Raw genomic sequence first — 26,191 nt, forward strand, 5'->3', positions numbered from 1 at the left:
AGTGGCAGAGTGGTCGTCCCGATAGCTATCGGGAGCGGCGGTCTTGAAAACGACTCAATTTCATAGAGGAGTGGCAGAGTGGTCGTCCCGATGGCTATCGGGAGCGGCGGTCTTGAAAACGACTCAATTTCATAGAGGAGTGGCAGAGTGGTCGATCGCGGCGGTCTTGAAAACCGTTGAACCGAGAGGTTCCGGGGGTTCGAATCCCTCCTCCTCTGCAAAAGAAAGCCTGGCGCAAAGCGCTGGGCTTTTTGCATTTTAAGGAGCCAAGCTTGCTTGAGCTGCTTGAAGTGCAAAAAGCCCAAGTCGAACGAAGTGAGGAGGCTTTTCTTTTGCAACTCCCCCAATACGGGATCGACGAAGTCAATCCCTCCTCCTCTGCAAAAGAAAAGGCTGAAGAAATTCAGCCTTTTTTCGTTTTGGTTCTTCGGGAACAGCCCTGCTCCCAATAACTTTAGGGTCTGGCTCGTCGCTAAAACAGTCCACCGGACTGTTTTTTTCACGCTCCGCCCTCACCTCTCCTGCTCAAAAACAAACACCCCCTTCTTATTCGCGACAATGATGTCCATCAGTCCGTCACCTGTGATATCTTGGGTGAGGACTTGTACCCCTACTCCGGAATCAGTGTCTATCACATGCGGAATCCAACGCGGTTCTTTGCCGGGGACAAACTCATACCAATACAAATAGGGTGTATCATACTCTCCCGGATCAGCGCCCATATGGGCAAAAAACCGCTTTCCCGTCACGAAATCGGGAATCCCATTTCCATTGATATCGACGAGGGAAAGCGCATGGGTCTGGGTGTAGGTCGTGTCTATGGTATGTGTTTTCCAAGAACTGACACTATTGTCATTTATTTGCTGATGCCACCAAATCCCTTGGTTGTGCGCCGAGGAAGAAAGCACATCCTTCAAGCCGTCGCCATTGAAGTCGTAGGCAAACAGCTGTGCGGCCGCTTCACCGAGATTGGCTGGATGGAATTTCCAGTTTGATTGGGTCGGGTACGCAGGTCCCTCCCACCAACCCTCGCGGATGATCACATCCATCCGACCGTCCCCATTCATATCACCGACTCCGAGGCCATGGTAATAAGGTGCCGTACCAAGGCCATCTTGTGGGTTGATGGTATAGCGGGTCCATTCGCCATTCCCGGATTTGGGGGCTTTGAGCCAAATGATTTCTCCTGTAGAGGGATTTCCTCCGATGATTTCCAAATCCCCGTCCGCATCAATATCGTAAAACCCTGCCGACTCATTGCCCAAAGTGGGATAGATTGCATGGGCTTTCCAATACCCTGACTGGTTCTTGGGGTTCTCATACCACATGACTTCCTTTCCCGGAAATCCGATCCGCACAAAATCCACCCATCCATCCCGATTCACGTCGATTCCATGGCTGACAAACGCATTGGAATAGCCCTTATCGTATTCGAACTTTATCGGCTTCGTCATTTCCTGCATCTTCCAATCCGGTGCTTCAAACCAATACGCGCCCGCCATCACATCCACCAATCCATCACGATTCACGTCACCTACAGCCACGCCTTCCGCCAAGAACTCCCTCGTCAAGACATGTTTTTTGAACGATATCCGATCGCCGGGAACGGCGGTACGCGGTTTTTGGGCAAATGCCCCCGACCACATCAACAGGAATAGACTGAGGAAAATGGGAAACCTTGGATTCAACATGGCTTTTAGATTTTGCATAAATTTGGTCATCATTTGGATCTTCAACTATTTGGTTTTGAGCAAATAAGTAAGCAAGGCATCAAACTCGGATTCGGTCAATACAGCGTGGAAATTGTCTGGCATCAAAGTGGATTTGGATGGGCTCATCTCCTTCACTTCACTTTTCGCAACCGAAAATTCCTTCCCAGTCTGATCTGCGAAAACAGTGGTTTCACCTTGTTCCCTTCTGAAAAGACCTGTCATAGTCTGTCCATTTTTCAATGAAATATGATAGGTTCTAAAATTCTCTGTGATATTGCGGTTCGGGTCCAGAATCTTTGTCGCCAAAGACTCTTTGCCCCAATTACCAATCCCATCCAACTGGGGCCCGATCAGTCCCCCCTTTCCGGCAATCTGATGGCACTGTACACAGTGCTGTTGAAACACCTTCGAACCGGGATTGAGCATTTCCTCCCTGGGTTCAAATCGGGCCAGCCGCGCATCGATTAATTTCTGTCGCTCTTCCGATACGGGGATCAAATTGGCCGTCAGTGATTCGAAAAGAGCCTTTTGGTCAGGGGAAATATGGCTCAACATGGCTTCGCTTACATTTCTCGCCAACAGTATTCGCGCTGGGGCCTCACCTGCTTTGATTCTGTCCATCAACATGGTCTTGCCTTTGGGATTTTTGGCAAGGGATCCGGCAATTGTCTCCTGCAACTCCGGAGGGGAGTTTTTCAATCCATCAGCCAATAAATTCCTGGCGGCATCATTGTCCCAAATCGACAGGATAGCGACCAATTTCCGTCGGAAGGATACGGCCTCATTGACGTTTTTAAAATAATCGCCAACCACCTTGCTTTGGTAAACTGGGGCAATTGTCATCAGGGATTTGGCTGCCTCCGCGCGTACATCCTCATCGTTTGAAGCATTGGTCAAAAGTGCCGTTAATGAAGGGATTTGGTCAGCCATCTTAAATCGACCGGCTGTTTGAGTCGCAAAAAGCAAAGGATCCTTTAGTGATTCTTCTGATTGGTTTCCACTTGCCGAGGTCTTCAGGATTTCCACTGCCAAATCTTTGTACCAAGTTTCAAAACCCGTTGGCGACTGATTTCCTCCCTGGGTAAATCCCTGATCCAATGCAGCGGCCAAAGCGTGGGCGTCCTTCCTGTTGTCTTTTGCGACCCACTTTGCCCAGTCCAGCAGTTCCGGTCTTTTTGCTGCCGGCAAACTTCTCGCCATCGCCTCGGCAAAACCAACGTTGCGCTCCATGGCGCTTTCATATCGCTTCGCATGGGCCAGAATAAACCCAGCAGCTTGGGAGCTTGGGATATCCGACAAAACCAAAGCCAGCAGGGTCTCCTGATCCTTCGGCCAAGGTTTGTTGACGGCAAGTTTCAATATCTCTGGCATTTGCAAATGATGGAAAAGGGCCATTTTGACGGTGTATGCCAAGTGGGTATCGTAGTCAGGGATTCCCTCATGGATTTCAACCAAACGTTGGTAGCTGTCCATTCCCGGATGACGGCTGAGAAACTCTGCACTTGCCCGTTGTATATGCGGATCAGGATCGGCTAAATCGGTCACTGCTTTTACCCTCAATTTGGGATCGGGGCTCGGATACTCTGCCAAAAGCCTGTAGGCATGCATGCGCACTCCCCTGTCCGGATTGCCCAGGGCGCCAAACAGCATGTCCATATTCATGGCTCCCAAACGATACAACGCCCAGTTGATCTGGATGCGCTGCGCTGGCGGAGTAGACGGATTGTTTGCAAGTGCCAACAAATCAGTAACGGCCACTTGTCCGATTCGGTCAACCAATTCATCCGTGGCCATCATCCGTTGATGCAAAACCGGACCCGCAAGCCCATCCAACAACTCGTCTTTCGTAGCCTTTGACCAATCAGTGATGGGTCTTTGGTTTCCTTTATAAGTGATTTTCCAAATCCTTCCGCTAATTCGGTCCCTCCCAGGATGGTCAAGCGGCACCTCGTAATGGCCGATAATCCGGTTGTAAAAATCAGCGATGTACATCGCACCGTCCGGACCGATCTTGATATCAACAGGCCTGAACCAAGGGTCTTTGCTTACCAAAAAATCCTCCTGCCGCGTGGCCCTCGGTGTACTTCCCTGGAATTCCATCGTATTGCGGCTGATGCGGCAAGTCACCACATCACCTGAATAAAAGCTATGACGGTACTTTTCCGGAAATTGGTCGTCAGTATAGTAAACCAACCCAGAGAGTGCCGTGGAATTCAATCCATAATCCATCATCTCCGGTGCAAATCCCATATTGGGAGTTTTCTTGCCCCATTGGGTATAGTTGCCTCCCCAAATCAATTGGTACACCGGCATGGTATGACAATCAGCCGAGTAGTGGTAGCCCAATTCATCATAATCAGACCCAAAAGGATTGATACGGCCGTCGGTGGTTTTCTCTGCCCTACTCCCATCGGGACGGAACCGGAAGGTATTTCCCGAGACCATCTTGATGGTGTCGCCATCTTTTCCGGCGACCTTCGACACATTGGAAAATCCGTGGGAGGCATGTATCCAACCATCAAATCCCCTAAATAGATTATTGACCATGCCATGCGTGTCCTTGTGCTCAAATGGCCCAAGCAAGACTTCCCTTCTTTCCGCGATATCATCTCCATTGTCATCCCAAAATCGATATACATGGGGAATGCTGTAGGCGATGACGCCATTTTTTACGGGCTGCAAGCCAATGGGAATATTCAGATCCTCTGCGATATGCGTAATCTTGTCCGCCCTCCCGTCTCCATCGGTATCTTCGAGTACAGATATGCGGTCCTTGCCCTTGCCGGGTTCCGCCGCAAAGGGGTACTCAAACGACTGGCTCACCCATAGCCTCCCCTTTTCGTCAAACTCCATGTTGATGGGCTTTCCAATCATCGGTTCAGAGGCAAAAAGCGTGACCTCAAATCCCGGTGGCAAAACAAAATCAGCCATTTCTTCCTCCGGGGTCTGATACTCCGAACTCCGAATGTGCTCTGCATAAATGTCTCCTTCGGGTTCGGGGATAACTTTCATTTCCTTTTCCGATCGGGTACAGGAGATGGAAAAGCAACAAATGGCAATACATGCCAAGATGGTTTTCTGGTTCATTTGGGTCGAGTGTCAGTGGTTATCTTAAACTTAACCGATTGAACCTGAGAATGCAAAATGCCGAAAAAGTATTTTGCGAGCGGCTATCCGTTCATCAAACAAAGGCTGAAAAATTCAACTGTCGTCAGCAAATCCACATTACCAGATGGGATTTGGATAAAAAAACCAAACCGGTACAGATGGAATTTTTCGATCCCACCCGTACCGGTACCAGAAAGCAAACGTCAGAAATCTTTTAGGCAACTGCCTTCTTGCCTTCCGTCAAAATGGACTTCCAATAAAAATAGACGAAGCCAAACTGTGGAACTGCGAGCAAAGTGGCGTTTGCCATGAAGGCTCCTTCATGGAGACCGATTTGAATTCCAAGGATTCTGTAAACAGTCAGAATGCCCAAGACCATTACCAAAGCAAACAGATTTGCCTTGATCAATCTTTTCTTGTTTTTCATAATGGATAAAAAGCGTGGGTGATTAATTACTAGGTGATTATGAACACAACGAACTCGATCCTAGGCATCGAACTATTGGATTCTTATCCTAAGATGAGGGAAAAAAATGGAAATCCAAACCCCCAATCAGGACCAAAACCACTCCGTTCCAAGCGCTTTTCCCCATCGTTTGATCGGATGAAAATTACACAAAACAGAATTTGAAACTTGTTCCAAGCATTCTGCACTTCGCACAAAATTCACTTGGAAGACGCCCCGAAAAAAAATTTTCAATTTTTTTCACAATTTTATCCGGCATGGTTCTCTGATTGGCATTCTGGGCAAAAGTCTCTATTGCCTTTCAAAAAACCACCCGCCACCGCTGGCATCAATGGGGTTTTGAATCTTTGGTTCAAATCCATAATTTGACTCACAATAAAACACGCATCCGAAATGAGATACAGCCCTTTTTCCAAATCCATCAGTTTTGTGATCGCCATTTTGATGGCCTATAGTTTTCACCACCCTATTGCCTTCGGCCATCATGACAAGACAATGGCCAATCAGGCGGATTTGATTGGCACTTGGGACATCACCTTGGACATGAATGGAAAGCCCGCCCCCTCGTGGCTCGAAGTCAAACTTTCAGGCATCCGTACCTTGGTGGGGCATTTTGTCGGAAACGACGGAAGCGCGAGACCGATCTCAAAGGTGACCTTTGACAATGGGAAATTTGGATTCAGCATCCCTCCTCAATGGCAAATGGCCAACAACGACTTGGTATTGGAAGGAGAGTTGGTTGATGGAAAAATCAAGGGGACGATTACTTATCCCGACCAAAAGAAATACAGCTTTGTCGGCGAGCGTGCCCCAAGGTTGGTCCGAGACAAAGCCCCCAAGTGGGGTAAATCCATCGCTCTCTTCAACGGTAAAGACCTGGCCGGCTGGCATGCCGACAAAACCCAAAACCAATGGACTGTCAAGGACGGAGTTCTCTCAAGTCCAAAAAGTGGCGCAAATTTGATCTCAGACGCAAAGTTTGAGGACTTCAAATTGATCGTAGAGTTCCGCTACCCAGAGGGAAGCAACAGCGGTATTTACCTTCGTGGCCGCTACGAAGTCCAAATCGAGGACAGTAAAACCGACTATCCTTCATCTGTCTACTTCGGAGGTATTTACGGTTTCCTTACACCCAATGAAATGGTCAAAAAATCCCCGGGCGAATGGCAAAAATTTGAAATTACTCTTATTGGAAGACGCGTTACAATCGTTGCAAACGGCAAAACGATCATATGCGACCAAATCATACCGGGCATCACGGGCGGTGCATTGGATAGCCAAGAAGGGCTTCCAGGGCCGATCATGATTCAGGGCGACCATGGCCCGGTTCAATTCAGGAAGATAGAATTGATACCCGGAACGTATTGATTTGTTGCTGCAAAAAGACGGGACGGTCGCAAAGGCCGCCCCTGTCCATTTCTCTCCCAGACCTACTTTTTAGCGAAAAAAACGTCACTGATCTGTGTCCTTGCGCTGTTTTTGTTGGATTGATCTGATATAAAGTTCTTCAACTTTTTTCCTTGCCCACTCCGTCTTTCGAAGAAACTTCAGGCTGGAATTGATGGACGGGTCGTGGGTGAAGCATCGGATCGGAATCTTTTCACCCAGCTTGGCCCATCCATACCTGTTGACGAGGTGTTCCAAAATATCGACAAGTCTAACGCCGTGAAGAGGATTGTTCGGTTGGATATCCATAGGGTTACTATTCTGCGGATTTTTGCTTGGAAATGGTTGATTCTAGAGTCGCTCTCTGCGCCGAATCAGGGTTTTCGCTACCTCCCTGGCTCAATACCAATATTTGTTTGGCCGCCGCAAAATTGCTGCTTTCAAAATAAACATTCTTATCCTCATCGACTATCCCCAGATAAATCAACTGCTGTCCAGCCAAAAGCCTCGTAAGTTCTTTTCGATCATTCACCAAATCATGGGGAATATGCTTGCCAATTTCCAACAAATTGAACTCCACACCCTCTGGAAATGCCAACTCTTCAAACAGTCTATCCAGGTTCTTTTGAAACGAAATCTGGGCAATATATCGCGCTGACAGTTTATGGGATAACACCGTATTGAACTTGAGGTGATAATGGCTGAGCAAATTTTCTGTCACAGGATCGCCGAGGATGGTCACGATTTTTTTGAGAAAATCATCGTTTTCCCCCTCTTTGGAAACCAGCCACATGGTGAGCCTAAATCCAGTTTCATCGTCCAAGTTGACGACAATGTTCTCAAAATTTGAAGACTTGAGTCGCTGCAGAAATTTGTCTGAGAAGTATTCTTCTTGATTATCGAAAACGAAATGCGCCTCCTCAAGTGCACGCATACTTTGAACATCTATGAAATCATCAATATTTCCCAGTGGATTGTGATTGCCAATGACACAAATCTGCTTGGCGACCGACTCCGTAGGCGGAATAATGTCATCCAACTTCTCTAATTTGAACGAATCATCAGAAGGTCTGAAAACGATTCGGTTGACCTTGGTTGTCAAAAACAACAGCCAATCGCTCGAAGTAAGATTTTGGCCAAACGGACAAAGCCGCATACGGTATTCACCTGCTTGGTTGATGCCGGAGTACCCGAGCAAAGTGCCTCCCTCAAAACCAAAATAAAGCTCCTCAAATGACTTGCCTACCAATTCCAACCCAAAAACCTGCGGATTGACAAAATGGATCGTGGATCCATCGAAGGCCATTACTTCAAAGAATACCTTGTAGAAGACAATATCCACCTTTCCCCTCGCTAGAATACTCCCAATCACATCTCCCGGCGTGATAACAGTAAACAGCGCTTGGGACATCTTCTGGGCAATCACCCTCGAGTCTGCATTATTGGACAATTCGATCGAACATTTGACGGGCTTCCTTGACGCCCTTCGCTCCTCCAAGTGCTTCCGGTATTGCTGATTGTTCACCAGGGTCGTCAGAATTTTCAGGTTGATGTTATCCGCCAAAAAATGACTCTGTGCCCTGTCGGGAAGAAGGATGACTAGAGAAAGTGCTTCAAAAACCGATATCCGTTCGAATGTCTTGAAATTCATCAAATCACCCTGTCGGACAAAGATGTCAAGGTTTTTCCAGCGTTTGGGATCCATTTGGTTACGGAAATTGGCCACTGTATCTATATCTGAAAACAAGAGTACAATCTCCTCAGTCACGCCACGTGCCTTTGCACGGATATCGAGTTGGTCCAAAATCAAAGGCAGTTTCACGTTGTAGTTGACAAAGATCATATGACCACTTCGTACAAAGCCAAGCGAACCACTTCTGATATTCTCGATGTATTTGACTAAAGCGGCTGACAAAACAGAAATGATAAAGGAAAAAAGCACCATTCCAAGCAACACTTGAACCAAGCCAACCACAAGTTGCAAAGGACCCTCTGCCTCCGAATAATAAGCCGGATCCGCAAAAATCATATAGGCCAGCCGAAGGCTCAGAAAAGGAGCCATCATGAAAATCAATACAGCCGAAGTGATGAATATTGCGACCAGTTGGACCCAAACGGGCGCCAACGCAAACCGCTCAGCTGTCGGCAGTCTGCGAAGTTTTTCCCAAGCTCCTTTAATCTGATCCAAAATTTTCAAAATCGTAGAAAGGGTTTAAAAATCGAATATAACAATCCTGAAGGACTATTTCAGATACTGGCGCGAAAGGTTTTGTCACCCTTGGAATTTTCCAAGTCAAAAATCGAGTCCACTGTTGTCCCCTGATTCAGATTTTTCGAATTGCCCAAACTTATGATGCAAATCATATGATTTTTATCAAGAACCAATCTAAATAAATTGGTTAATCTGGCAAGAGGGATTAAATTGCGCAGGCAAATCCGGAGAGGGCAGTACCTTGGATTTCTCCCGGAACCCAAATATGACGGCAGCAGAAATTACCCCAAATAGTATATTCACCATCGATCGCATCCAAGACTCTCCCCTTTCTGTGAATTTCCTTGAAATTGGGCTGATTCCGGGCAAGTCGATTCAATTCCTCCACCAAGCCCCTTTCCATGGACCGATTGCGTTTCAGGTGGGCGAAAATATCTTGGCAATCAGGGAGCAGGAAGCCCAATTGATCCTCGTCAAATAGCCCATGGAAACAAGCCTCCAGACCCGCACCAAGACGATCGCCATTATTGGAAACCCCAATGTCGGAAAGTCCAGTATCTTTAACCAATTGACTGGTCTCAACCAGAAAATTGGAAATTATCCCGGGGTGACGGTTGACAAAACCGTCGGCCACATAAAAGTCGGAATCAAAGCTTTTGACATCATCGATCTTCCCGGGACCTATTCGCTCTACCCAAAATCGGAGGATGAAGTGATAGCGCACCGTGTATTGAACGGCATGGGTGTAGAAAAACCGGATTATGTCTTGGTCATCTTGGATGCCTGCAACCTAGAACGGAGCCTGCTCCTGGGAACCCAAGTGCTGGATTTGGGAATTCCTATGGCGTTCATCATCAACATGAAGGATTTGGCCGAGAAAAAGGGAATCCAAATCAAAACCCATGAGCTTTATAAGCAGCTGGGGGTACCGATGGTGATCACTGACGCGAGAAACAACGAGGGCATGGATGCCATCAAGGCGCTCATCGTGGAAGAACGATTTGAAATAGGAAAGCCGTTTGTGGATGCAAGAGCACTTGCCCCACAAAAGCTCCTCGAAACGGTCCAGCAAGATTTTCTATTCAGAAATGAATACCAAGCTTTTCAATTGTTGGTATTTGGTTCTTGGGACAACAACCTTTCCCGAGAGGAGAGAAGCCGACTGGAATCGTTTACGAGATCGCACGGATTTGACCCCAAAAAGAGTCAACTAAACGAAACCGAAGTCCGAAACCAAAAGATACAATCCCTCCTCAGCGCGACGAGCTCCAGGACCAAGCCCCAAAGTAAATCGCTGACATTCAAATTGGATAGAGTATTCCTGCATCCAATCCTCGGATATTTGGTATTCCTATCAATCATGTTGCTCATTTTCCAGGCGATTTTTGCTTGGGCAAGCGTGCCGATGGATATGATCGACGCAGGCTTTGCCTGGGCTGGTACTTGGATCAGTGAAAATCTACCCACGGGAGTATTGACGGATCTATTGGCTGAAGGCATTGTACCCGGTATCGGAGGGGTAGTGATTTTCATTCCTCAGATCGCGCTCTTGTTTGGATTCTTGGCATTCTTGGAAGATACCGGGTATTTGTCCAGGGTAGTATTCCTGATGGACCGTGTCATGCGGCCCTTTGGGCTCCACGGAAAAAGCGTTGTGCCGTTGATTTCTGGCATGGCCTGCGCGATACCGGGGGTTATGGCTACACGAACGATCAGCAATACCAAAGAACGCCTGATCACGATATTGGTGACTCCTTGGATGAGTTGCTCGGCAAGGCTCCCCGTCTATGTTATTTTGATAGGATTGACTGTTCCTGATGATCAGTTTTGGGGATTCAATCTTCAGGCGATCGCATTGCTCGCAATGTATCTTCTCGGTACAGTCGGCACACTGTTGGGTGCCTTTGTTTTGAAAGGAATCATCAAGGGCAAAGAACTGAGCTACCTTTTGACAGAATTGCCGATATATAGGTTGCCACGCTGGAAAGCAGTAGCCATGACTATGTATAACAAATCAAAGGTATTTGTACTGGAAGCAGGCAAGGTCATTCTCTCTATCTCGATCGTGCTTTGGGTATTGGCATCCTATGGCCCGCCATCTCGCATGGACGCTTTGGAAGCAGAAAAAGAAACCCTCCTGGCAAACAGTCCAGAATCTGAATGGGAAGAAATCGGAACAAATTTCGAAGCACAAAAGCTTGAAAACTCCTTCATCGGGATTTTGGGCAAAGGCATCGAGCCAGTCATAAAGCCGCTTGGATATGATTGGAAAATCGGGATTGCACTGCTGACTTCATTTGCAGCCCGGGAGGTTTTTGTCGGTACGATCGCGACGATCTACAGTATCGGCAACGCGGATGATGAATTGACCATCATGGAAAGACTCGCGCAAGAAACCAACCCCCAAACGGGTGAAAAAGTCTTCAACCTTGCGACAGGTTTCTCGCTCATGGTATTCTATGCTTTTGCGATGCAATGTATGAGTACACTTGCTGTTGTATATCGGGAGACCAAAACTTGGAAATGGCCGATCCTGCAGGGAATCGGAATGACGGCTATCGCTTACCTACTGGCATTAATCACCTATCAAATCCTCTCTTAAAATGTGGCAGGAAATCATCGTATTCGGCTTGTTCGCTACGGTATTGGGGACTTGGGCATGGAGAAAAATTTCACCCAAGCCGAAGGCTAAGAGCAACTGTGGCTGCGACAAATGCGGCAGCTAGAAGATGGTTTTTAGACCCCGACCCTACATTTACCTTCTCTGAAGCACGGTAAACGGTAGCATCAGCAGGTTTCTGACAAATGAGAAAGAAAGGTCAATCGCAAATCCCAACAACCTGAACGGCAGTAGAATCAGCCAAATAATTGGGTATAGAATTATTGCCAAGAGTGCGAGCGGCCAACATAGCACCAACAAGATCATCCAAAGAAGAAAGCTTACCATCGGGGTTGATTGTTTTTCAAATTCAGATCAATCCCTGTTCCAAAACAAAAAAACCACGAAAGGCAACCGTATTTGCATTTTTCGCTTTCTACGATGTTCAAAAGGTGACGCCAAACTGCACGAAAGTGAACAGACTGAACGGAACGAAAACAACCGATACCAAATTGGAACAAAGACCCGCGCAACGTGTCAGTGATGCCTTAACTTCTCAATCATTTCATCCGCCAGCGGGTCGCTGTAAATGCCGTAGGCATTGACCAGAAGGCCTTTGAGTCTGTATTTGTCGGAGGAAATGGCATAGAGAATCGATTGGTCATCCGGATCGGTCATCACGTCAAAGCGATAGACCTTGTCGATTTCAAACTCATCGTGGAATATCTTGAATTGTCCCTGCCTGCACTCCAGACAATTTTGTTTCAGGTTAAAATCCTCCACGTAGCCTTGCTTCCTGAGTCCGTCAATCGCCTGCGAAAGTGTATCGAAGTTCTCCATTTCCAGATTTTTTTCTTTCAATATCACCAAATACAGTTTGAAAATCAAGTATTTACAATAATATCAATCAGATAAACCTGCTATGGGTCAGGCACTCAGGCTCACGTTTAGTTGCCGTCCTTCTTGAGCTGCTTTCCTGTCCATCGCCATCCCGATCGCCATCCCGATGGGCATTCCGATCGGCAACCCAATTGCCAAAAACGCCATATTTCCCAGCGCCGCTCCGATTGCTACACCTAGCGGAAGACCAAAAGCGGACATCCCCAAGACCATCCACAAAGTCTGATAGTAGGTCTTGGGAACCAACTTGAGTTCCTTCTCTAGCAAGCGGACGATACTAGATTGGGATTTAAAAAGCTTCTTTTGCAACTCCCCAGTCTCCATCACATTCAGCCCCTCTATCTTTTCCGCGATCCTTTGATAAATGTGTGGGGGAATGTTTCGTGTTTCGATTTCATCGAGCAGCTGTTGGAAAACAAGCATTTGCTTCGAAAACTTCGATTGTGCTGTGATTTCAGGTCTAAGTTTGAGTTTCAATGCCTGCATATAGATATCGTGTAGCGTTATGTCTGAGGAAAGATTTTGAATATGATCAAAAAACCTGCATCCAAATGAAGGGAGTAAGACGGAAAAACACAAGACCAAAAAGCGCCTGAATGGATAAAATTCACGACAATTAAAAGCGTAGCAAAACCATTTACCGAAACACTTCTTTGATTTTTTGACCCATTATTACATAAACGTAAAAAGCGCAGCTAGGGACTGCGCTCATTTACGTGGTTCGGTAGGTTGTATGGTGCCCGCAAGACCCCTAAATGTAACGAATTGCTCTGAATCCAAAGCAAACCATTAGATATTTTTATGATTTTTATCACCAATATTTAGTCGTTAAGACCAATTTCCCTACAACCCGCGAACGAGATAGATTGTGTTCTTGCCCCGAAGCGCAACCAAAAAAAAACGCCCCCATCAGGGGACGTTTTTAATCGCTTGAACTTAAACTCGTTCACACTTTTACTTTTTAACCTTTACCTGACATCTGGAACGTGAAAAGGGCAAGCAAGGTTTTCTCAATTTCAAGTCTCCTGCAATCTGGTTACTTGATCGACGACCGTCGGCAAAAAGGGTGAGGCCGAATATAGGAAATGATCACTTATCCAACTGTGCCAGAAATAGCTTGACTTCGTCAACTATCTGCCGCACAGTTGTTGCAGAATAATTCTTTGGGCTAATACGGCTGTAAAAAGTGTCACGTACCAAATCGAATAGTTTGAAGGCTGGGTCTGGGGGCAGTTGGATTTCCTTCGCCCAAAGTCTCAAAATCTCGCAGTCAACTACAGCATTGATCTCAATAAAGGTTTTCCTAAACACCACGTTATCAGCATTCTTGTTTAGTTGCCTGTGAAACAATATGATCTCTTTCTCTGCCACAAGAAGGTCGATGAACTCAGGATCAAAATTGTCCAACTTCTTGATTTTTGCTACATATCTCTGCGCATGTTCTAAATGAAGCTTTATCAACTCACTCATAAAAATTTCCTTGTCGACAAAAAAATGGTAGAAACTGGATTTGTTGACGCCAAGAATCCTTTCCAATCTTTCCACCTGTATTCCTTCGGGACCTTCATCCGCGAAAATCTTATAACCCACATGCAGCCATCCCTGCGTTGTTTTTTTGGAAAAAGCCATTATTTCAGCGTTGTGAGGTTTGTGTTTTTCGATCAAAAAGTGAAAAATAATCACTTTTCCGCAACACTACATGGGCAAATTGTCAGGAAAACAAAAAAAAATCAACGGATTCCCAAAATGTCTAGAACAAGGTCGACACGACCCTTGATAGGATTTCGGAAAGTGGAATCTCGATCATGATGACGAAGATGAATGGCACAAGTGTCAGGGCCCAAAGGGGGAAGAGGTCTCGGACTTGAAAAGGGACTGCCCTTAAATTGAGCACATTGTCCATCATGGCATTGAAATCGGACAGGGAAGCGATGTAGGCAATCTTTTCGTCTTCCATAGGCTTGGACTCGGCGCCAAGCGACGGAGGCAACTCGGCCTTTTGGTAGACAAATTTGATCTGATCATACATGCTGAAAATGCTCCGTTCCTTTAGTGATACCAATTTTCGGGAAAAAACGAAAAGCGGGTAAGTAAAAAACAGACTTATCAAAATGACATACGCCAAAAGCGGTAAACGAAAATCTACCAACTTCATGCCGTCGACCAACATCAAGTCGGCAACATTGCCCGCCAAAGCTACTGATACCGCGAATGTAAAGGGCGCAAAATAGGATACGCTGAAAGCCAAAAAGCCTAAACCTCCAACCCTATCCGCATGAAATGGAGACAATCTCAAGTCGAGGTTTGAAATCCGCGCCAAAATCCTCCCCCAAACAAACACCCTCAATATCCACCTGTAAATAAAAAACAATGTAAGCGGCCTGCTTACAAATACGGCCCATTTTCCGACCGTGTTTAACCCGATCTCTCCGTTTACCTCCTCCAATTGCCAGCTAGAAAGCGATGTGTAATTGACCTCAAAATAAAAAATTGCGGCCACCTGGATATAGCAGATCACAACGATTCCGAAATATGTCCATGAATTTTGGAGAAAACCGATCTTTCGCTTCACCAGGTTCCAAAATTCCTCGATCCGGTGTTCCGGAATGAGACCGCCGTCATGAAACTGAAGCAACGTCTTTTTCAGCCTAAAATTGATCATTGGCTCAATAAGAATCAATATGGGAAGCGAAACCAGGAATCTAGTTTGAGCTTCAAGCGAAGTGATAAAGGAATCATGGAAATGGCCAGTCCAAAAATTTCCATAGACCAAGGAAAGCACCGCCAGTGGCAACCAACAAACGAAAAATGCCAATGCTACCTTCACGATGAGAAATTTCCTCTCAGAGTATCTCAGATGAAGGCGGTCTAGTAGCTTTTCAAATTGATGGTCGCCAAAGGAAAGTGAATCCACGGTTGCAAAGTTTAATTCTGTATGTTACTTCTACTTGTGTCGTCGAAAACACGCTTCTATTTTGTCAGAACGGCCCTGCCGTATAGCGCCTGCACATGCCTTGCATTATTGCCTTCCACTTTATTGATGGCTTCGATTTGTGCTGAAGACGCTTCATATACGTGTTTTGCAATGTACCATCTCACCGATTCGGTATAGGGAGGCGTGGTCAGGGAGCCTTTGTAATGGTAGTAATGTCCCAGAGCGGTGGTTGGGATTGTACCCACAAGGTCTGCAATCTTTACCGTTCCCGGCTTGAGTTCAGCGGTTTCATGTTCCTGTTTTGGAATGGCAGCAAGGAAATCGTTGATAAACTTGCTTTCCTTTCCTTCCTTAAAGAGAATCCCAATCACAAGGTATTGAGGAACAGCGTTTTTATCTTCATTTGGAAGTAGATTAACAATGTGCATTTCCATGGGATAGGTAATCCCGTCAATCTGATGCTCGGAGGGAGTATGAAAGTGAAATTGCTTGAAATTGAAAGTAGTATCATCGACTGTAATCGTGCTCCCCTCTGCAAAATCCAGCTGGACGGTATGCCCGAGATTTTCGACCTTATTGATTTCATCTTTGAAATCTAAGGTGATCAAATGTTTCCCTTCCTCTCCTGTGCTAGCTGATTGAATGTTGATGGGAGACTGGCAAAGCCCGTGTTCAAGTCCCGGCAACGCATACCCCATGGTTCGCTTCCCTTGGGCGTCAGGGGCTGTATTTTCGATTTCATTAGCCTCGGTCGTTTCAGTCGTCTCGGTCGCGGGCTTTGGAGAGCATGCAAACCAACCGAGAAATGCACCCAGAATCAATTTTGGAAAAACTGTCGTTTTCATAGTACGGAAAGTTTTTATTTGTTGGAATGGTTGAATTTGTACGTAGCGTTCATCTGTAGACGGAGTGCAGAACCGCTACTGCCATCGATATTTGTCCTTTGTCCAGCCAATGCTTCCCATCCAAAGCTCAAGTTCTGTATGGCATCCCAGAAAATATTCGCAGACCCATAAAGACTGCTTTTGTAATCCGACGGCTTGAGGTTTGGATTATCCGCCACTCCCAACCAGCCAGCGGTTAGAGACGAATGTATGTGCTTGGCCCAAAAATGTTGGTAGGAAATATTTGCTCCTGTCATATGGAGTGATTCCATTTCGGGGGTACCGTTGAAGATCGCATCATAATTGAGATTGACTGCTCCCTGTATGTAGCGCGCAATACCATTTCCCGTCACGCCCTGAAACTTCAATCTATCCGAATCGCCGATTTTCAATGCAGACAGGATTGTAAAACCATATCCAAAAACACTTCTTGCTTGGTCGCTCTCATACCGCACCTCGCGGAAGAGTGCGGCGCCCTTTACAAAGCCGAAATCTCCATTGACCCTGTAAGAACCAATAACGTCGGGAAACCGCTCAGGCAATGCCGTGATGTTGCCGCCCAAAGTGATCTTCTCAATTGGGTTTTCAAAAGAAATCGCGAGCCGATTTTTTGATCTGTAAGTCGCAAACATAATTTGGGGTGTCCTCGCTAGCGTGGAACTATTGGGACCTTCAAAATCAACTGCGATTGGGTTGGCATCAATATCAAAAAAGTTACTCCAATCCATTCCGATCATGGCAAATTTGTATTTCACCAAAGCATGCCGCATCCGGAATATTCCTGTCGCATCAGAGGCATCGTTGTGGAAATCGCCTTCAAGTTTGATAAATAGCTCTTCGTCACCCACGGTCTGATGGAAATCGATGCCGATTCTCGTCTGTTTGGCACCTATAAAGAAATTTGGATTCCTCGGCTGCCCAACTTTGATGTTGGCCGGAACGAAAAGGTCACTACGACCTAGGTCTTGGTTGTCCCATACAAAGTTGGTACGCCCAAAACCGTACAAGTTAAACCAATTGCTTTTTGGCTTATTTTCCTGGGCAAAACCACTTGTTGCAAACAACACATTGAATAGAATAACAAAGCTCACCCTAACGGTTTTGGCTTTCATAGGCTATCAAATCACAGGTTGAGAAAAAGATCTTCAGTAAAAATTTCGGCATTGCCCCAGGCGGGGTTGATGAAATCAAATCGTAATGTCCGTCAGACACAAATCCCGATCTCTGCACATAACGATGTAAAAATGAACAGTCCCTTTACTTGAAAACCCGCCTTAGGACAAAACGGGTTTTCAAGAATGCTCATTTCCGGAAGCTATTAGTCAAGTTCGCCAATGAACGGAAGTGACCCTAGGATTGCAGCCCTGATTTCGCTCAGGATATACTCCTCGATTTGATAAAATTGCGCAGCAACCTTTGACCCAGATGCTTTTCTGATCTTTTTATAATAAGTATCGATCAGTTTGTCATTCTTGCTTCTTAATGAATTCATGTTTGCTACAACCTTATCGAAATCAGCGTCCTGCATGTTGCTGTACACCTTTGCATAGTCTTCAATTGCCTTGATGCGTTCGGCTCCCAACGCTTTTCTTTGGGTCTCATACTCGTCATAGAGAACCCAAAATGGGTCGCTTGGCGGCAGGTTTAGAAACCCGGCAACAGCCTGTTTCTTTTCCATGCCAAAAATGGATTGGATAAACTCGACCTCTTCCTTGTTGGATTGGGCATTGGCCTCATTTGACAGTGAAAAATTGGCGAAAATCAGCACAAGAATTGCCGCGAAAATTAACTTCTTCATAGTTATTGATTGATTTGATTGAAAATATTTTGAGAAATCAAATGTAAGGTAATTTCCCACCATTAGTCCGTGGAATAGCCATATTTTGTACACCCATTTAACCGTTAATCAACTGGCGCAAGCCGACAGCTAGACTTCAAAATTACCGAAAACCGGATCGGGATTTAGACGTTTCCGTCCAATTCCAGCTTTTTTGATTTTGATCAAGGGACGATGGATATCAACCGGAATTTGCCATCCTAGTTGCAAGTCTAGGTTGCCAATATTTTACGTTCAAAAAACTCCCGATACCGAAACTTCGAATTGAGGAAAAACACTAGAATGGATAACCAATAGCAAAATTGAGGACCATATTTTCTCTGCGCCAAGCGCTATCAAAAACATTAAAATCGGAAAGCCAGCGTTCATCCTCCGGCAGCCAAGGCTTGCGGACCGGAAATGCCAAATCAAACCGCAAGACAAACAACTGGATATCAACCCTGAGTCCGAGTCCAGCACCCACACCGAGCTCCTTTGCCCAATTGCTGGAAAACTGCCCTCCTTTAAGCGTCTCGTTGTTGTTCCACAACCATATGTTACCAGCATCTGCAAAAAAAGCACCCTTTAAGTATTTGTTAAATGGAAAACGCAATTCCACATTGCCCTCCATGCGGATATCACCTGCCTGGTCAAAAAACCCGCTTGTATTGGCTTCTTCTGGAATATAGGTACCGGGACCCAGGGCTCGTATCCTGAAGGCTCGGACTGAGTTGGGACCGCCAGCAAAAAACTGCTTCACAAATGGCAGCGATAGCGAAGGTCCCAGCGGCACGCCCAGCCCCCCATATAAGCGGCTGGCAAACACCACTTCGCTGGAAAACTTATGGTAAAACCTCAGGTCCATGTCGCCTTTTACATATTGGGCATATTCCAAGCCAAAAATAAAACCGGGGGTATCGCTGTTTGTCAGCTCATTGACGAGTCCAAATCCATTCCCTGCCAAATCCAAGGACGCCGCGAAAAAGATGGGATTCCGCCTTTCTTTGTCCACAAGTTGGTTGTAATTGAAGGTGTAATTCATCCCGGCGATGAACTGTTGCTCAAAGCTTCGGCGTAAAAAGGGATTCTGTTCCAAAATATCATCAAACTCAGGCGTGGTGCTTCTCAGGTTCACTATGCTCAAACTGATGGGATTGAATTCGTGCAACACATATCGATTGACATTCCAGAAATAGCCGAAAGACGCATTGTAGGTATTGATGAGGTATAGATCTGTCCTTTTTTGATATTCCAAACCGAGTGATACCCGCGTCTTGGGAATCGAAAACTTGAATCGGTCCGTCACCGAACCGGGAAAGATTACCCTGGGGAAGATCAACGAGGCGTTGAACCCAAGCTCGATAGATTGCTGCGCATCCCGGTCACCTGCGAGGATTTGTTGCTCATAGCCCAATTTCCCAGTAAGTTGGAAGATTTCCCCTCCTTTGAAAATGTTGCGATTTTGGTAATTCAGTATCAAGGCTGGCCCAACAAAGCTGTTGGACTTGGTCACTCCTTGGATCTCGGCACGCAAGGCCCGTTTGTTGAGTGGGGAAAGTAGGATACGGGCGTTGAGCGGATAGGTACCATCCTCACTCCGCACCGAATCGGCTTCATCAAAAGAAATATTCACGTAGCGGAAATTGCCAATGGCGGAAAGCCTTCCCGAGGTGGTCCGTGAAATCTGTGGGTTAAACAAGGTCCCATTTTTGAAAAGAATATATTTCTCCAACAATTCCGGCCTGAAAAACAACTCATCCTGAATAAAATCAATGTCGTTGACTACCACCGTATCTACCCGTGCCTTGTCCGCATTGATCGAATAATTTGGGAATACCTTGATGTCACGGATGGTATAGGGAAATTTGGATTTCTCCGGCGCATCACCCTTGAAGCGCAGGTACAAATCAAACCGCCGATCGGGATATTGGTTGGTGTCCGCTTCGAAGATCAATAGGTCTGGGTTGAAGTTGTAGTAGCCCAAGGCTTTGAGTTCTTGGTCGATTCGGGATCTCTCCGCCTTTAGTAAGTCCAAGTCAAGGCGTGTGCCCTTCACCATTGCTGTATTTGCGAGATTATTGTTGATCACCTGCATGACCTCCAAGGAATCCTGCAGCAGTTGGTACGTTTCCAAAATATACGGCCGGCCCAAGGTGATTTTGTAGTTCACAGAAGCAAACTTTCCCTCTTCCAAAACCTCTTTGGACGATTCACCAAAAAAGTATCCCTTGTTTTCGAGCCGATTCATGATTACGCCCAAGGTTCTATCGGGCTGTACGTTGCTCAAATAGACGGGTGCTTCCCCAAATCTCTTATTAAAAAACCGGTTGATAAATCCAGGCTTCTCCTTTTGAGCCTTGTAATGCGCCCAAAGACCAAACCTGACACCAAAGATCTTGCCGTTGGGTGAAGGCTTAATCAATGACTCGACTTCAGCCTGCAGGGTAGCTTTTTCCCTTTTTTCCAATGGAACTTCAAAATCCAAATTGTAACCGGTGTACAGTTTTTCTCCTTGGGGAATAAATTTCTTCACGCTACAGGAAAACTGGAGCAACAGGGCTAAAAAGGACAGTATGGTTACCGTATTTCTCATTTCTCTTGCTTCTCGGCTTTCTTTCGTTCCTTTCTGGTTTCCCTTCGTTTCTTTTCCTCCTCCTCGATGAGAATCTCTTGGGCGGATTTGCGCCACAAATCGATGAATTCGTTGAACTCCTTGTTGAATATAAAGGATACCCCGGTCACGATCAACTGACCGTCAATGACGGATTCAAAGGTGTTTTTCCGGTAGGCCTTGGCCCGCCATTTGCCCCTGGTGTCAAGGAGATACTCTACGCTCACGTCCCCAAACATTGCCTCTCCTTGGTTTGTCTGTTGGTTACCGCCCTCGACGTCCATCTGCCCCCCTACGGATATTACCAAGCGATCATCGAAAAGCGATTGCTTCGCTGCTACGCTGAGCTGCGTCCGGTCCTCTCCTGTCCCGGACTGGAAATCCTGATAGGAATCCAAGTTGAAATCCACGGAGAAGCCCGAGTTGCCAAACAGCTTATCCGAAAGTGCATTAAGCTGACTGGAAAGCACTTGGCTAACGGATGACCTGGCCAAATTGACCGAGCCACCGCCCGAACCGTCATTGCCCATAACTGGGAAGAACTGATTCAGCACCAAGAGGGAAAACACCTGCTTGGTCAATTCGTCATCCTTCTCATTAATCTGCTGAATCGTGCCGTAGACACTGCCTCCAAAAGCACCCCTTTCATTCTCTGCCATGTCAAGGGCAAAGGATATCTCTGGCTTCAGGATTTCTCCCTCGACATTCAGGTAAACCATGAATGGAAGTACCTGACGGAATTGGCTCCGCGTATCGTTGGTCGTTCCAGAAAGTTGGGCCTGCATCAGCTCGGCGGCAGAAGTCCGGACATTGTAAATAGCGCGAAGATCGAGCTTGGCCAGCATAGGTTCACCAGTCCAAACTACGGTACTTCCCTCCGCCAATTCAAAACGCCTGTTGACCAAACCAAACAGGTTCATCTCATAATGCCCGCTGCCGACTTGATATCGACCCGAGAGCGAGATATCCCCGTTAGGGTTCATCACCATATTCAAGTCTGCCTCTCCCTGCAGGCGCAGGTTATCCCCTGTCCTCTCGTCCACAATAAGGTTAAAAACTGTTTTGGGATCGACACGAAGGTTGGCATGGACATCATATCCCGTCAGGCCTTTAGTCCTAAAATCACCTTCCCGCTTGTAAAGGATGTCATATGGATCCTTTTGGTTGACAAAAAGTACCACGCCGGTCCGCTCGACCATGTCCACTTGGTCTTCGGGTACAATAAAGCTGATTTCGGTACCCTCGTTGACTTTCAATTGCATGTTGACCACGGGGAGATTGACCGTTCCTCCGATCTTCATGTCCAGATCAACCGTCGCATGGCCAAAAAACAAATCGCTGTCCTTGCGGGTCGAATTCATGACTTGGAATTCTTTCGTGTTTAGGCGCAGGTCCAAGGAAGGATTGGTTGGATCGCTCGTGTCGATATTTCCGTCAATGACAAAAGCGTCCCCCACTTCGTCTTTGATGGTGAAATCATCGAATACAAACTTGGCATTGTCCATGCGGAAAACCTCATCCTGCATCGAGAAACGTGTATTCAATTCGGAGACCAATAGGCCTGCATCCTTGAACCGAAGCTCTCCCGCGTACCTTGGAGCTTGGATGGACCCATCGATCTTGATATCACCGGTGATTATTCCTTTTCCTTCACGTATCGCTGAATCCGTAAGGATTTCCAACAATGAAACCTGAAGGGCATTCAGGTTCACCTGGAGGTCAAGGTTTGTACTCACTGTATCCGCTGTGAGTGCACCCAATATATCGAGATCGATTTTTCCTTCTTTCAAGGCCAGGTTAAAATCATAGGATTTCAGACTACTCGCCTGCGCACCCAAATCCAAGCGTCCGAGTGGTACTGATAAGACCTCAAAATCCCGAATATCCATATCTGCAAGTAGACCCAGCTCCCTGAAAGGATCGATACCTGCAATCTCACCATTCACGATTCCCTTAGCCAAAGGCTCATCTGGATTTAGAAAACCAATGAGGGTATTGATATCGTAGTTTTCGAACTCAAGCGCAATGTGTGGCTCGAGGATTTTGGGATCGTCGGTCAAAAAGCCAATACGTTGTGCCGCATTGGTAAAATTGAAATTGTGGATCGCAAGGTATTTCGGAGCATATATGACCTCATTGTCGATGGGCGTTTTCCAGGGTTCTTTGTTAAATACCAATCCCTCCGGTGTCACCCGCAGGGCCACCGTGTCTCCTTTGAATTCCAATTCGGCTGCTATTTGGTTGTAAAGTGTTTCACCTTGTTTGGAAAAGAAAGACAATTCGCCATTACCCTGCCTGAAATCCGCCTCAAATCCCGTGAGATCCATGGAGATCGGGCTATATTCCAGTTTTTTGAAACCCAAATCAACTGTCAGCAAATCCCCTGTCCCTATAATTTCAACATCAAAGCTATCCAATCGTGCATCGAGGTACTGCGCCCACAGGAGTTCAACAGTCGAGCTAAAATCCCGGCGCTTCGCATCGTAAGCCAAATCAATATGGACCGTATCCATTCCCTGCAAATCAGGCAGGAATAGCTGGTCAAGGAAAGGTGTGGACCGGAAGTCGATTTTTGCTAAGGCCTTGATATCCAATGTATCGACTTCAAAAGCTTTGCCCAAAATCTGATACTCAAAATAGCGGGTAAGCGAAGGTGCTAATTGGGCCAATTCTCCCTCCACGTTCAGACTCCCCCAGAGAAAATCCGAAAGCAGCCTCACATCAGTTTCCAACGTAGCTACACGGGCCTCAAGCCGGATATCGCCCATAGGGTATGACTTACGGTCAGTCTGAAAGGACCCCTCGCTTGTTTGGGCCATCAGTCGCAAGTCGTCCAGCAATCCCGAGACTTGTCCCTGAAGCTTGAATCCCATTTGGATATTTTGCTTGACAAGCCCCAAGGCATTCAGGTCCAGCATCTTCAGGTCCATCTCCATATCCATGGCGGGATTCAACGTGTCATACCGGATCTCGGCTCCCAATGCCACATCCAAAAAATCCTCCGCCAAAGCCAAAGTCAAATTGGCTAGGGTGTCTTTGGCATCAACGCGCAAAACCAAGTCGGATAAATCTTTTCCCTTGAATTCCAGACGCTGAAAAGCCACACCCAGCACACCTTCCAAGTCATACAAGGTACTTCCTTTGCCAGCAAGACTCGTCTCCATGCTGATAGGCGAAAAATCGGGGATTGATAATATCTTCCCAAAATCCAGGTCTACGACGCGCAGCTGGGAATTCAACTCGTAGATTCCACCATGTAGGAGTTTCCCTTCAAAAAACACATCTCCGTCACTGGTCTCCAAGGCAAGATCAGCCGTTCCTTTCTCAATATCCCCTACGACCTTTGCGGTAAGGGATATATCCTCGGGAATTTGAAAATCATATACATCCAAAAAAGGATCCAAGACTCGTCCTTTGGTACGAAACCTAAAATCCGGCGCGGAAACTTTGATTTTCTCTGGTTGCATCCACTGGACAATGCTCGTATTTCCGATATGAAGCGTGGTCTCACGCCCATAGCCCAAGTCAAATCTCGGGATCGAAATCCTGTTTTGGTTTCCGCTCACCTTTCCGGAAGCGCGGATGCCATTTCTCATAAACTCCTTGAAATAGCTGTCCCGCGCCAATTCGGGCGCAAAAAACAAGGCCTCAGCACCGCGTGTTTGGGCATTTTCCAAATCGATCGAAAACGCAGCTTTTTCGGGATTTTCGATCAAAGCGGCCAAAGATTGGTAACCCAAGGAAAAGCTTCCCGCCAATCTTGATTCGTTGCTTTCTGCCCGCAAATCGTTCAAACTAAGCGATTGGTCATCCATTCCCAGATTGACGGAGAACCGCTGCAACAGTAACCCACTGCGTTCCTGGAAGGATATTCCATCCAAATTTCCCCGCAATTGTTGGTCTTTGAGATAAAGGTTATTCAGGCCGAGTTCGAGGTTGGATAGTTCGACGGCATCTGCATTAAAAAGACCGGGAACGAGACGAGGAGAACCCGAAGTGTATTTGATGTTTGAATTTTGAATCTCGAAACTGCCGACCTCGAGCCACCACTCAGGCCACGAAAAGGGCGCAGGTTCAGAACTGACTGTGGCAGCTTGTGGCGGAGTTTGCTGATCCATCTGCAACGCGACGTCTGTGTCCTTTAGCAAAAGGGAACGGAGAAGAATTTTTTGGTCTTCAAGATTGGCCTCGGGAAGTGAAAGTTGAAGGGTACCGAGATCAACATTGGCAATAATGCCATCCGGAATGGAACGGTAGAGGAATTTGGACTGCGTGACATCAAGTTTTTCAAGAACCACGATTGGCAAAGGAACAGCTTCTGTCGCTGTGTCCGGTTCAGAAAATTGGTAAAAACGCTGGACGAAACTGATATCTGCCTTGTCGATCTCCGCCTTGCTGACAGCGAAATCCATCCGATTGAGGTCGAGTTTACCGATATCGAGTTGGACCCGGTTCCAGTTGGCCTTTAAATCCATCCCTCCCGCTCCATCGAAATAGGCAAACCGTACATCCCGAAGATCAATTGGACCAAGCTGGATATCAGGAAATGGACTTGGTTCCTTCTCGACTTTTGCCGTATCCGGACTGACAAAGGCCTCGATCAAAAAATCAAAATTAAACTTACCGGAAACACTGTCCACTGCAATATTGGCGTGTAGTCCTTCCAAATCTACCCGCGAAACATGGATGGCCCCTTCTCGAATCAGCGGCATCAACGCAATGCCCGTTTCAAGTTCCTTGACATAGGCGAGCGTATCACCCTGATAATCATCTAAAAAAAGTCCCTCTAAATAAATATTTCCTCGAAACGTGATAAACAAATGATCTAATGAAACTGTGGTGCCAGTTTTTCGGGAGACAAACTTGGTAGCCTTTTGGACGATGATACCTTGACCCCAAGGGCTTCTGATGAAAAAGAAAACGCCAATCAGCAACAGCAAGATTACTGCAAGACTGATTCCCAAGGTTTTGAAAAAAATGCGGATAAACTTTTTGATAATGGCTATTTTCTAAATCGGACGCTATTCAAATATACGTGATTCTGCCAACTGGCGAATCTTCGAAAGCTAGACTTTTTGTCGGCAGGAGGCGGTCACCAAAGGAGTGAATCGAAATTACATACTGAATGATACCTAGGAAAATCCATGATTTGCCGCACTGCCGAATCAATAATTGCAAAATACTCCATTAAGAAATTGTGAAGTTTTTAGCTTGGCATTCAGGTTCTTTCAAAAATATATTACTTTCCAATCAAGACGAAAATTCAAGTGATCGAGATATTTTTCAGCATCCTTTTTCTGCTGGTATCCTATTTTATGACCACACTAGCTTTGGTGCAGGGGTATATTCCCGGTACCAGTAAGATCGTGCAGGAAAAAGACGGCAAGGTGCGTCAGGTACTCCAATATGGAAAAATACTGTTGATTAGCTTTGTGATTGCCAGCATCTTTTCGGGTTTGATGTTCTATTACTTTGTATATCCCCTCTACTACCCTTTATAAAGTTTGGACAGTTCTTTTTCAGGAAGTCAATTTTTTTGGCCATTTTACCACCCTAAACTGA

General features: G+C 46.3%; 21 protein-coding genes and 1 tRNA gene. 7 read left to right on the plus strand and 15 right to left on the minus strand.

What is annotated here, in order from left to right; all coding sequences use genetic code 11:
* The first annotated feature begins 133 nt into the window (after nt 1-133).
* A tRNA-Ser gene (locus L0U89_RS02935) sits at nt 134-218 on the plus strand.
* Between the two features lie 54 nt (nt 219-272).
* Entirely contained in the window at nt 273-452 is a 180-nt protein-coding gene (locus L0U89_RS02940) for a hypothetical protein (protein ID WP_234860157.1), read from the plus strand.
* A gap of 60 nt (nt 453-512) precedes the next feature.
* Here the strand turns inward: L0U89_RS02940 and L0U89_RS02945 are convergent, their stop codons facing one another.
* The 3 genes from L0U89_RS02945 to L0U89_RS02955 all read right to left on the minus strand — a co-directional run bounded on the left by L0U89_RS02945 (nt 513) and on the right by L0U89_RS02955 (nt 5,247).
* The gene (locus tag L0U89_RS02945; protein WP_234860158.1) at nt 513-1,709 is read right to left on the minus strand and encodes an FG-GAP repeat domain-containing protein; all 1,197 of its coding nucleotides are present in this window, start codon (nt 1,707-1,709) and stop codon (nt 513-515) included.
* Between the two features lie 27 nt (nt 1,710-1,736).
* Entirely contained in the window at nt 1,737-4,799 is a 3,063-nt protein-coding gene (locus L0U89_RS02950) for a PVC-type heme-binding CxxCH protein (protein ID WP_234860159.1), read from the minus strand.
* Nucleotides 4,800-5,034: 235 nt separating this feature from the next.
* Entirely contained in the window at nt 5,035-5,247 is a 213-nt protein-coding gene (locus L0U89_RS02955) for a hypothetical protein (RefSeq protein ID WP_008623316.1), read from the minus strand.
* Between the two features lie 432 nt (nt 5,248-5,679).
* Here L0U89_RS02955 and L0U89_RS02960 point away from each other — a divergent pair, with 432 nt between their 5' ends.
* Nucleotides 5,680-6,654 (plus strand): 3-keto-disaccharide hydrolase, encoded by a 975-nt coding sequence (locus L0U89_RS02960; protein ID WP_234860160.1) that lies wholly within the window; start codon nt 5,680-5,682, stop codon nt 6,652-6,654.
* 84 nt (nt 6,655-6,738) lie between these two features.
* On the opposite strand, the gene L0U89_RS02965 is transcribed toward L0U89_RS02960, so the two are convergent.
* Nucleotides 6,739-6,981 (minus strand): VF530 family protein, encoded by a 243-nt coding sequence (locus L0U89_RS02965; RefSeq protein ID WP_234860161.1) that lies wholly within the window; start codon nt 6,979-6,981, stop codon nt 6,739-6,741.
* 7 nt (nt 6,982-6,988) lie between these two features.
* Nucleotides 6,989-8,860, minus strand: a complete 1,872-nt coding sequence (locus L0U89_RS02970; RefSeq protein ID WP_234860162.1) for a hypothetical protein — start codon at nt 8,858-8,860, stop codon at nt 6,989-6,991.
* A gap of 289 nt (nt 8,861-9,149) precedes the next feature.
* On the opposite strand from L0U89_RS02970, the gene L0U89_RS02975 reads away from it, so the two are divergent.
* Genes L0U89_RS02975 through L0U89_RS20445 form a run of 3 tightly spaced genes read left to right on the plus strand, consistent with a single transcriptional unit; the run spans nt 9,150 to nt 11,610 of the window.
* Nucleotides 9,150-9,365: a FeoA family protein gene (locus L0U89_RS02975; protein ID WP_040478376.1), complete on the plus strand. Its 216-nt coding sequence runs from the start codon at nt 9,150-9,152 to the stop codon at nt 9,363-9,365.
* Nucleotides 9,366-9,368: 3 nt separating this feature from the next.
* Nucleotides 9,369-11,486: a ferrous iron transport protein B gene (gene feoB / locus L0U89_RS02980; protein WP_234860163.1), complete on the plus strand. Its 2,118-nt coding sequence runs from the start codon at nt 9,369-9,371 to the stop codon at nt 11,484-11,486.
* Between the two features lies 1 nt (nt 11,487).
* Nucleotides 11,488-11,610 carry a hypothetical protein gene (locus tag L0U89_RS20445; protein WP_008623325.1) on the plus strand — a complete coding sequence of 41 codons (123 nt, stop codon included), beginning with the start codon at nt 11,488-11,490 and terminating at the stop codon, nt 11,608-11,610.
* 29 nt (nt 11,611-11,639) lie between these two features.
* Here L0U89_RS20445 and L0U89_RS02985 read toward each other — a convergent pair whose 3' ends face one another.
* The 10 genes from L0U89_RS02985 to L0U89_RS03030 form a co-directional block, all read right to left on the minus strand.
* On the minus strand, nt 11,640-11,831 hold the full coding sequence (locus tag L0U89_RS02985) for a hypothetical protein (protein ID WP_008623326.1): 192 nt from the start codon (nt 11,829-11,831) through the stop codon (nt 11,640-11,642).
* A 189-nt stretch (nt 11,832-12,020) separates the two neighbouring features.
* Nucleotides 12,021-12,323 carry a hypothetical protein gene (locus L0U89_RS02990; protein WP_040478475.1) on the minus strand — a complete coding sequence of 101 codons (303 nt, stop codon included), beginning with the start codon at nt 12,321-12,323 and terminating at the stop codon, nt 12,021-12,023.
* Between the two features lie 87 nt (nt 12,324-12,410).
* On the minus strand, nt 12,411-12,869 hold the full coding sequence (locus tag L0U89_RS02995; RefSeq protein ID WP_234860164.1) for a hypothetical protein: 459 nt from the start codon (nt 12,867-12,869) through the stop codon (nt 12,411-12,413).
* Between the two features lie 603 nt (nt 12,870-13,472).
* A complete protein-coding gene (locus tag L0U89_RS03000; RefSeq protein WP_234860165.1) occupies nt 13,473-14,012 on the minus strand; it encodes a TetR/AcrR family transcriptional regulator in 540 nt (179 codons plus the stop codon).
* A 121-nt stretch (nt 14,013-14,133) separates the two neighbouring features.
* A complete protein-coding gene (locus L0U89_RS03005; RefSeq protein WP_234860166.1) occupies nt 14,134-15,297 on the minus strand; it encodes a hypothetical protein in 1,164 nt (387 codons plus the stop codon).
* Nucleotides 15,298-15,353: 56 nt separating this feature from the next.
* Nucleotides 15,354-16,163 carry a carbonic anhydrase family protein gene (locus L0U89_RS03010; RefSeq protein ID WP_234860167.1) on the minus strand — a complete coding sequence of 270 codons (810 nt, stop codon included), beginning with the start codon at nt 16,161-16,163 and terminating at the stop codon, nt 15,354-15,356.
* Nucleotides 16,164-16,177: 14 nt separating this feature from the next.
* Nucleotides 16,178-17,314 carry a DcaP family trimeric outer membrane transporter gene (locus L0U89_RS03015; RefSeq protein ID WP_234860168.1) on the minus strand — a complete coding sequence of 379 codons (1,137 nt, stop codon included), beginning with the start codon at nt 17,312-17,314 and terminating at the stop codon, nt 16,178-16,180.
* A 206-nt stretch (nt 17,315-17,520) separates the two neighbouring features.
* Nucleotides 17,521-18,000, minus strand: a complete 480-nt coding sequence (locus tag L0U89_RS03020; RefSeq protein WP_234860169.1) for a hypothetical protein — start codon at nt 17,998-18,000, stop codon at nt 17,521-17,523.
* 316 nt (nt 18,001-18,316) lie between these two features.
* Nucleotides 18,317-20,611, minus strand: a complete 2,295-nt coding sequence (gene tamL, locus L0U89_RS03025) for a translocation and assembly module lipoprotein TamL (protein WP_234860170.1) — start codon at nt 20,609-20,611, stop codon at nt 18,317-18,319.
* Nucleotides 20,608-25,593 carry a translocation/assembly module TamB domain-containing protein gene (locus L0U89_RS03030; RefSeq protein ID WP_234860171.1) on the minus strand — a complete coding sequence of 1,662 codons (4,986 nt, stop codon included), beginning with the start codon at nt 25,591-25,593 and terminating at the stop codon, nt 20,608-20,610. The genes tamL and L0U89_RS03030 overlap by 4 nt, the downstream gene beginning before the upstream one ends.
* A gap of 303 nt (nt 25,594-25,896) precedes the next feature.
* On the opposite strand from L0U89_RS03030, the gene L0U89_RS03035 reads away from it, so the two are divergent.
* Entirely contained in the window at nt 25,897-26,130 is a 234-nt protein-coding gene (locus tag L0U89_RS03035; RefSeq protein WP_234860172.1) for a hypothetical protein, read from the plus strand.
* The last annotated feature ends 61 nt before the right edge of the window (nt 26,131-26,191 follow it).

This window comes from Mariniradius sediminis, from assembly GCF_021491425.1.
Classification (GTDB): domain Bacteria; phylum Bacteroidota; class Bacteroidia; order Cytophagales; family Cyclobacteriaceae; genus Mariniradius; species Mariniradius saccharolyticus.

Excerpts from the sequence above, each read along its gene's own strand:
- L0U89_RS20445 (WP_008623325.1), top strand. The coding sequence starts at position 11,488 with ATGTGGCAGGAAATCATCGTATTCGGCTTGTTCGCTACGGTATTGGGG.
- L0U89_RS02960 (WP_234860160.1), top strand. The coding sequence starts at position 5,680 with ATGAGATACAGCCCTTTTTCCAAATCCATCAGTTTTGTGATCGCCATT.
- L0U89_RS03000 (WP_234860165.1), bottom strand. The coding sequence starts at position 14,012 with ATGGCTTTTTCCAAAAAAACAACGCAGGGATGGCTGCATGTGGGTTAT.
- L0U89_RS02950 (WP_234860159.1), bottom strand. The coding sequence starts at position 4,799 with ATGAACCAGAAAACCATCTTGGCATGTATTGCCATTTGTTGCTTTTCC.
- tamL (WP_234860170.1), bottom strand. The coding sequence starts at position 20,611 with ATGAGAAATACGGTAACCATACTGTCCTTTTTAGCCCTGTTGCTCCAG.
- L0U89_RS02955 (WP_008623316.1), bottom strand. The coding sequence starts at position 5,247 with ATGAAAAACAAGAAAAGATTGATCAAGGCAAATCTGTTTGCTTTGGTA.
- L0U89_RS03020 (WP_234860169.1), bottom strand. The coding sequence starts at position 18,000 with ATGAAGAAGTTAATTTTCGCGGCAATTCTTGTGCTGATTTTCGCCAAT.
- L0U89_RS02965 (WP_234860161.1), bottom strand. The coding sequence starts at position 6,981 with ATGGATATCCAACCGAACAATCCTCTTCACGGCGTTAGACTTGTCGAT.
- L0U89_RS02995 (WP_234860164.1), bottom strand. The coding sequence starts at position 12,869 with ATGCAGGCATTGAAACTCAAACTTAGACCTGAAATCACAGCACAATCG.
- feoB (WP_234860163.1), top strand. The coding sequence starts at position 9,369 with ATGGAAACAAGCCTCCAGACCCGCACCAAGACGATCGCCATTATTGGA.
- L0U89_RS03015 (WP_234860168.1), bottom strand. The coding sequence starts at position 17,314 with ATGAAAGCCAAAACCGTTAGGGTGAGCTTTGTTATTCTATTCAATGTG.
- L0U89_RS03010 (WP_234860167.1), bottom strand. The coding sequence starts at position 16,163 with ATGAAAACGACAGTTTTTCCAAAATTGATTCTGGGTGCATTTCTCGGT.
- L0U89_RS02975 (WP_040478376.1), top strand. The coding sequence starts at position 9,150 with ATGACGGCAGCAGAAATTACCCCAAATAGTATATTCACCATCGATCGC.
- L0U89_RS02990 (WP_040478475.1), bottom strand. The coding sequence starts at position 12,323 with ATGGAGAACTTCGATACACTTTCGCAGGCGATTGACGGACTCAGGAAG.
- L0U89_RS02945 (WP_234860158.1), bottom strand. The coding sequence starts at position 1,709 with ATGCAAAATCTAAAAGCCATGTTGAATCCAAGGTTTCCCATTTTCCTC.
- L0U89_RS02985 (WP_008623326.1), bottom strand. The coding sequence starts at position 11,831 with ATGGTAAGCTTTCTTCTTTGGATGATCTTGTTGGTGCTATGTTGGCCG.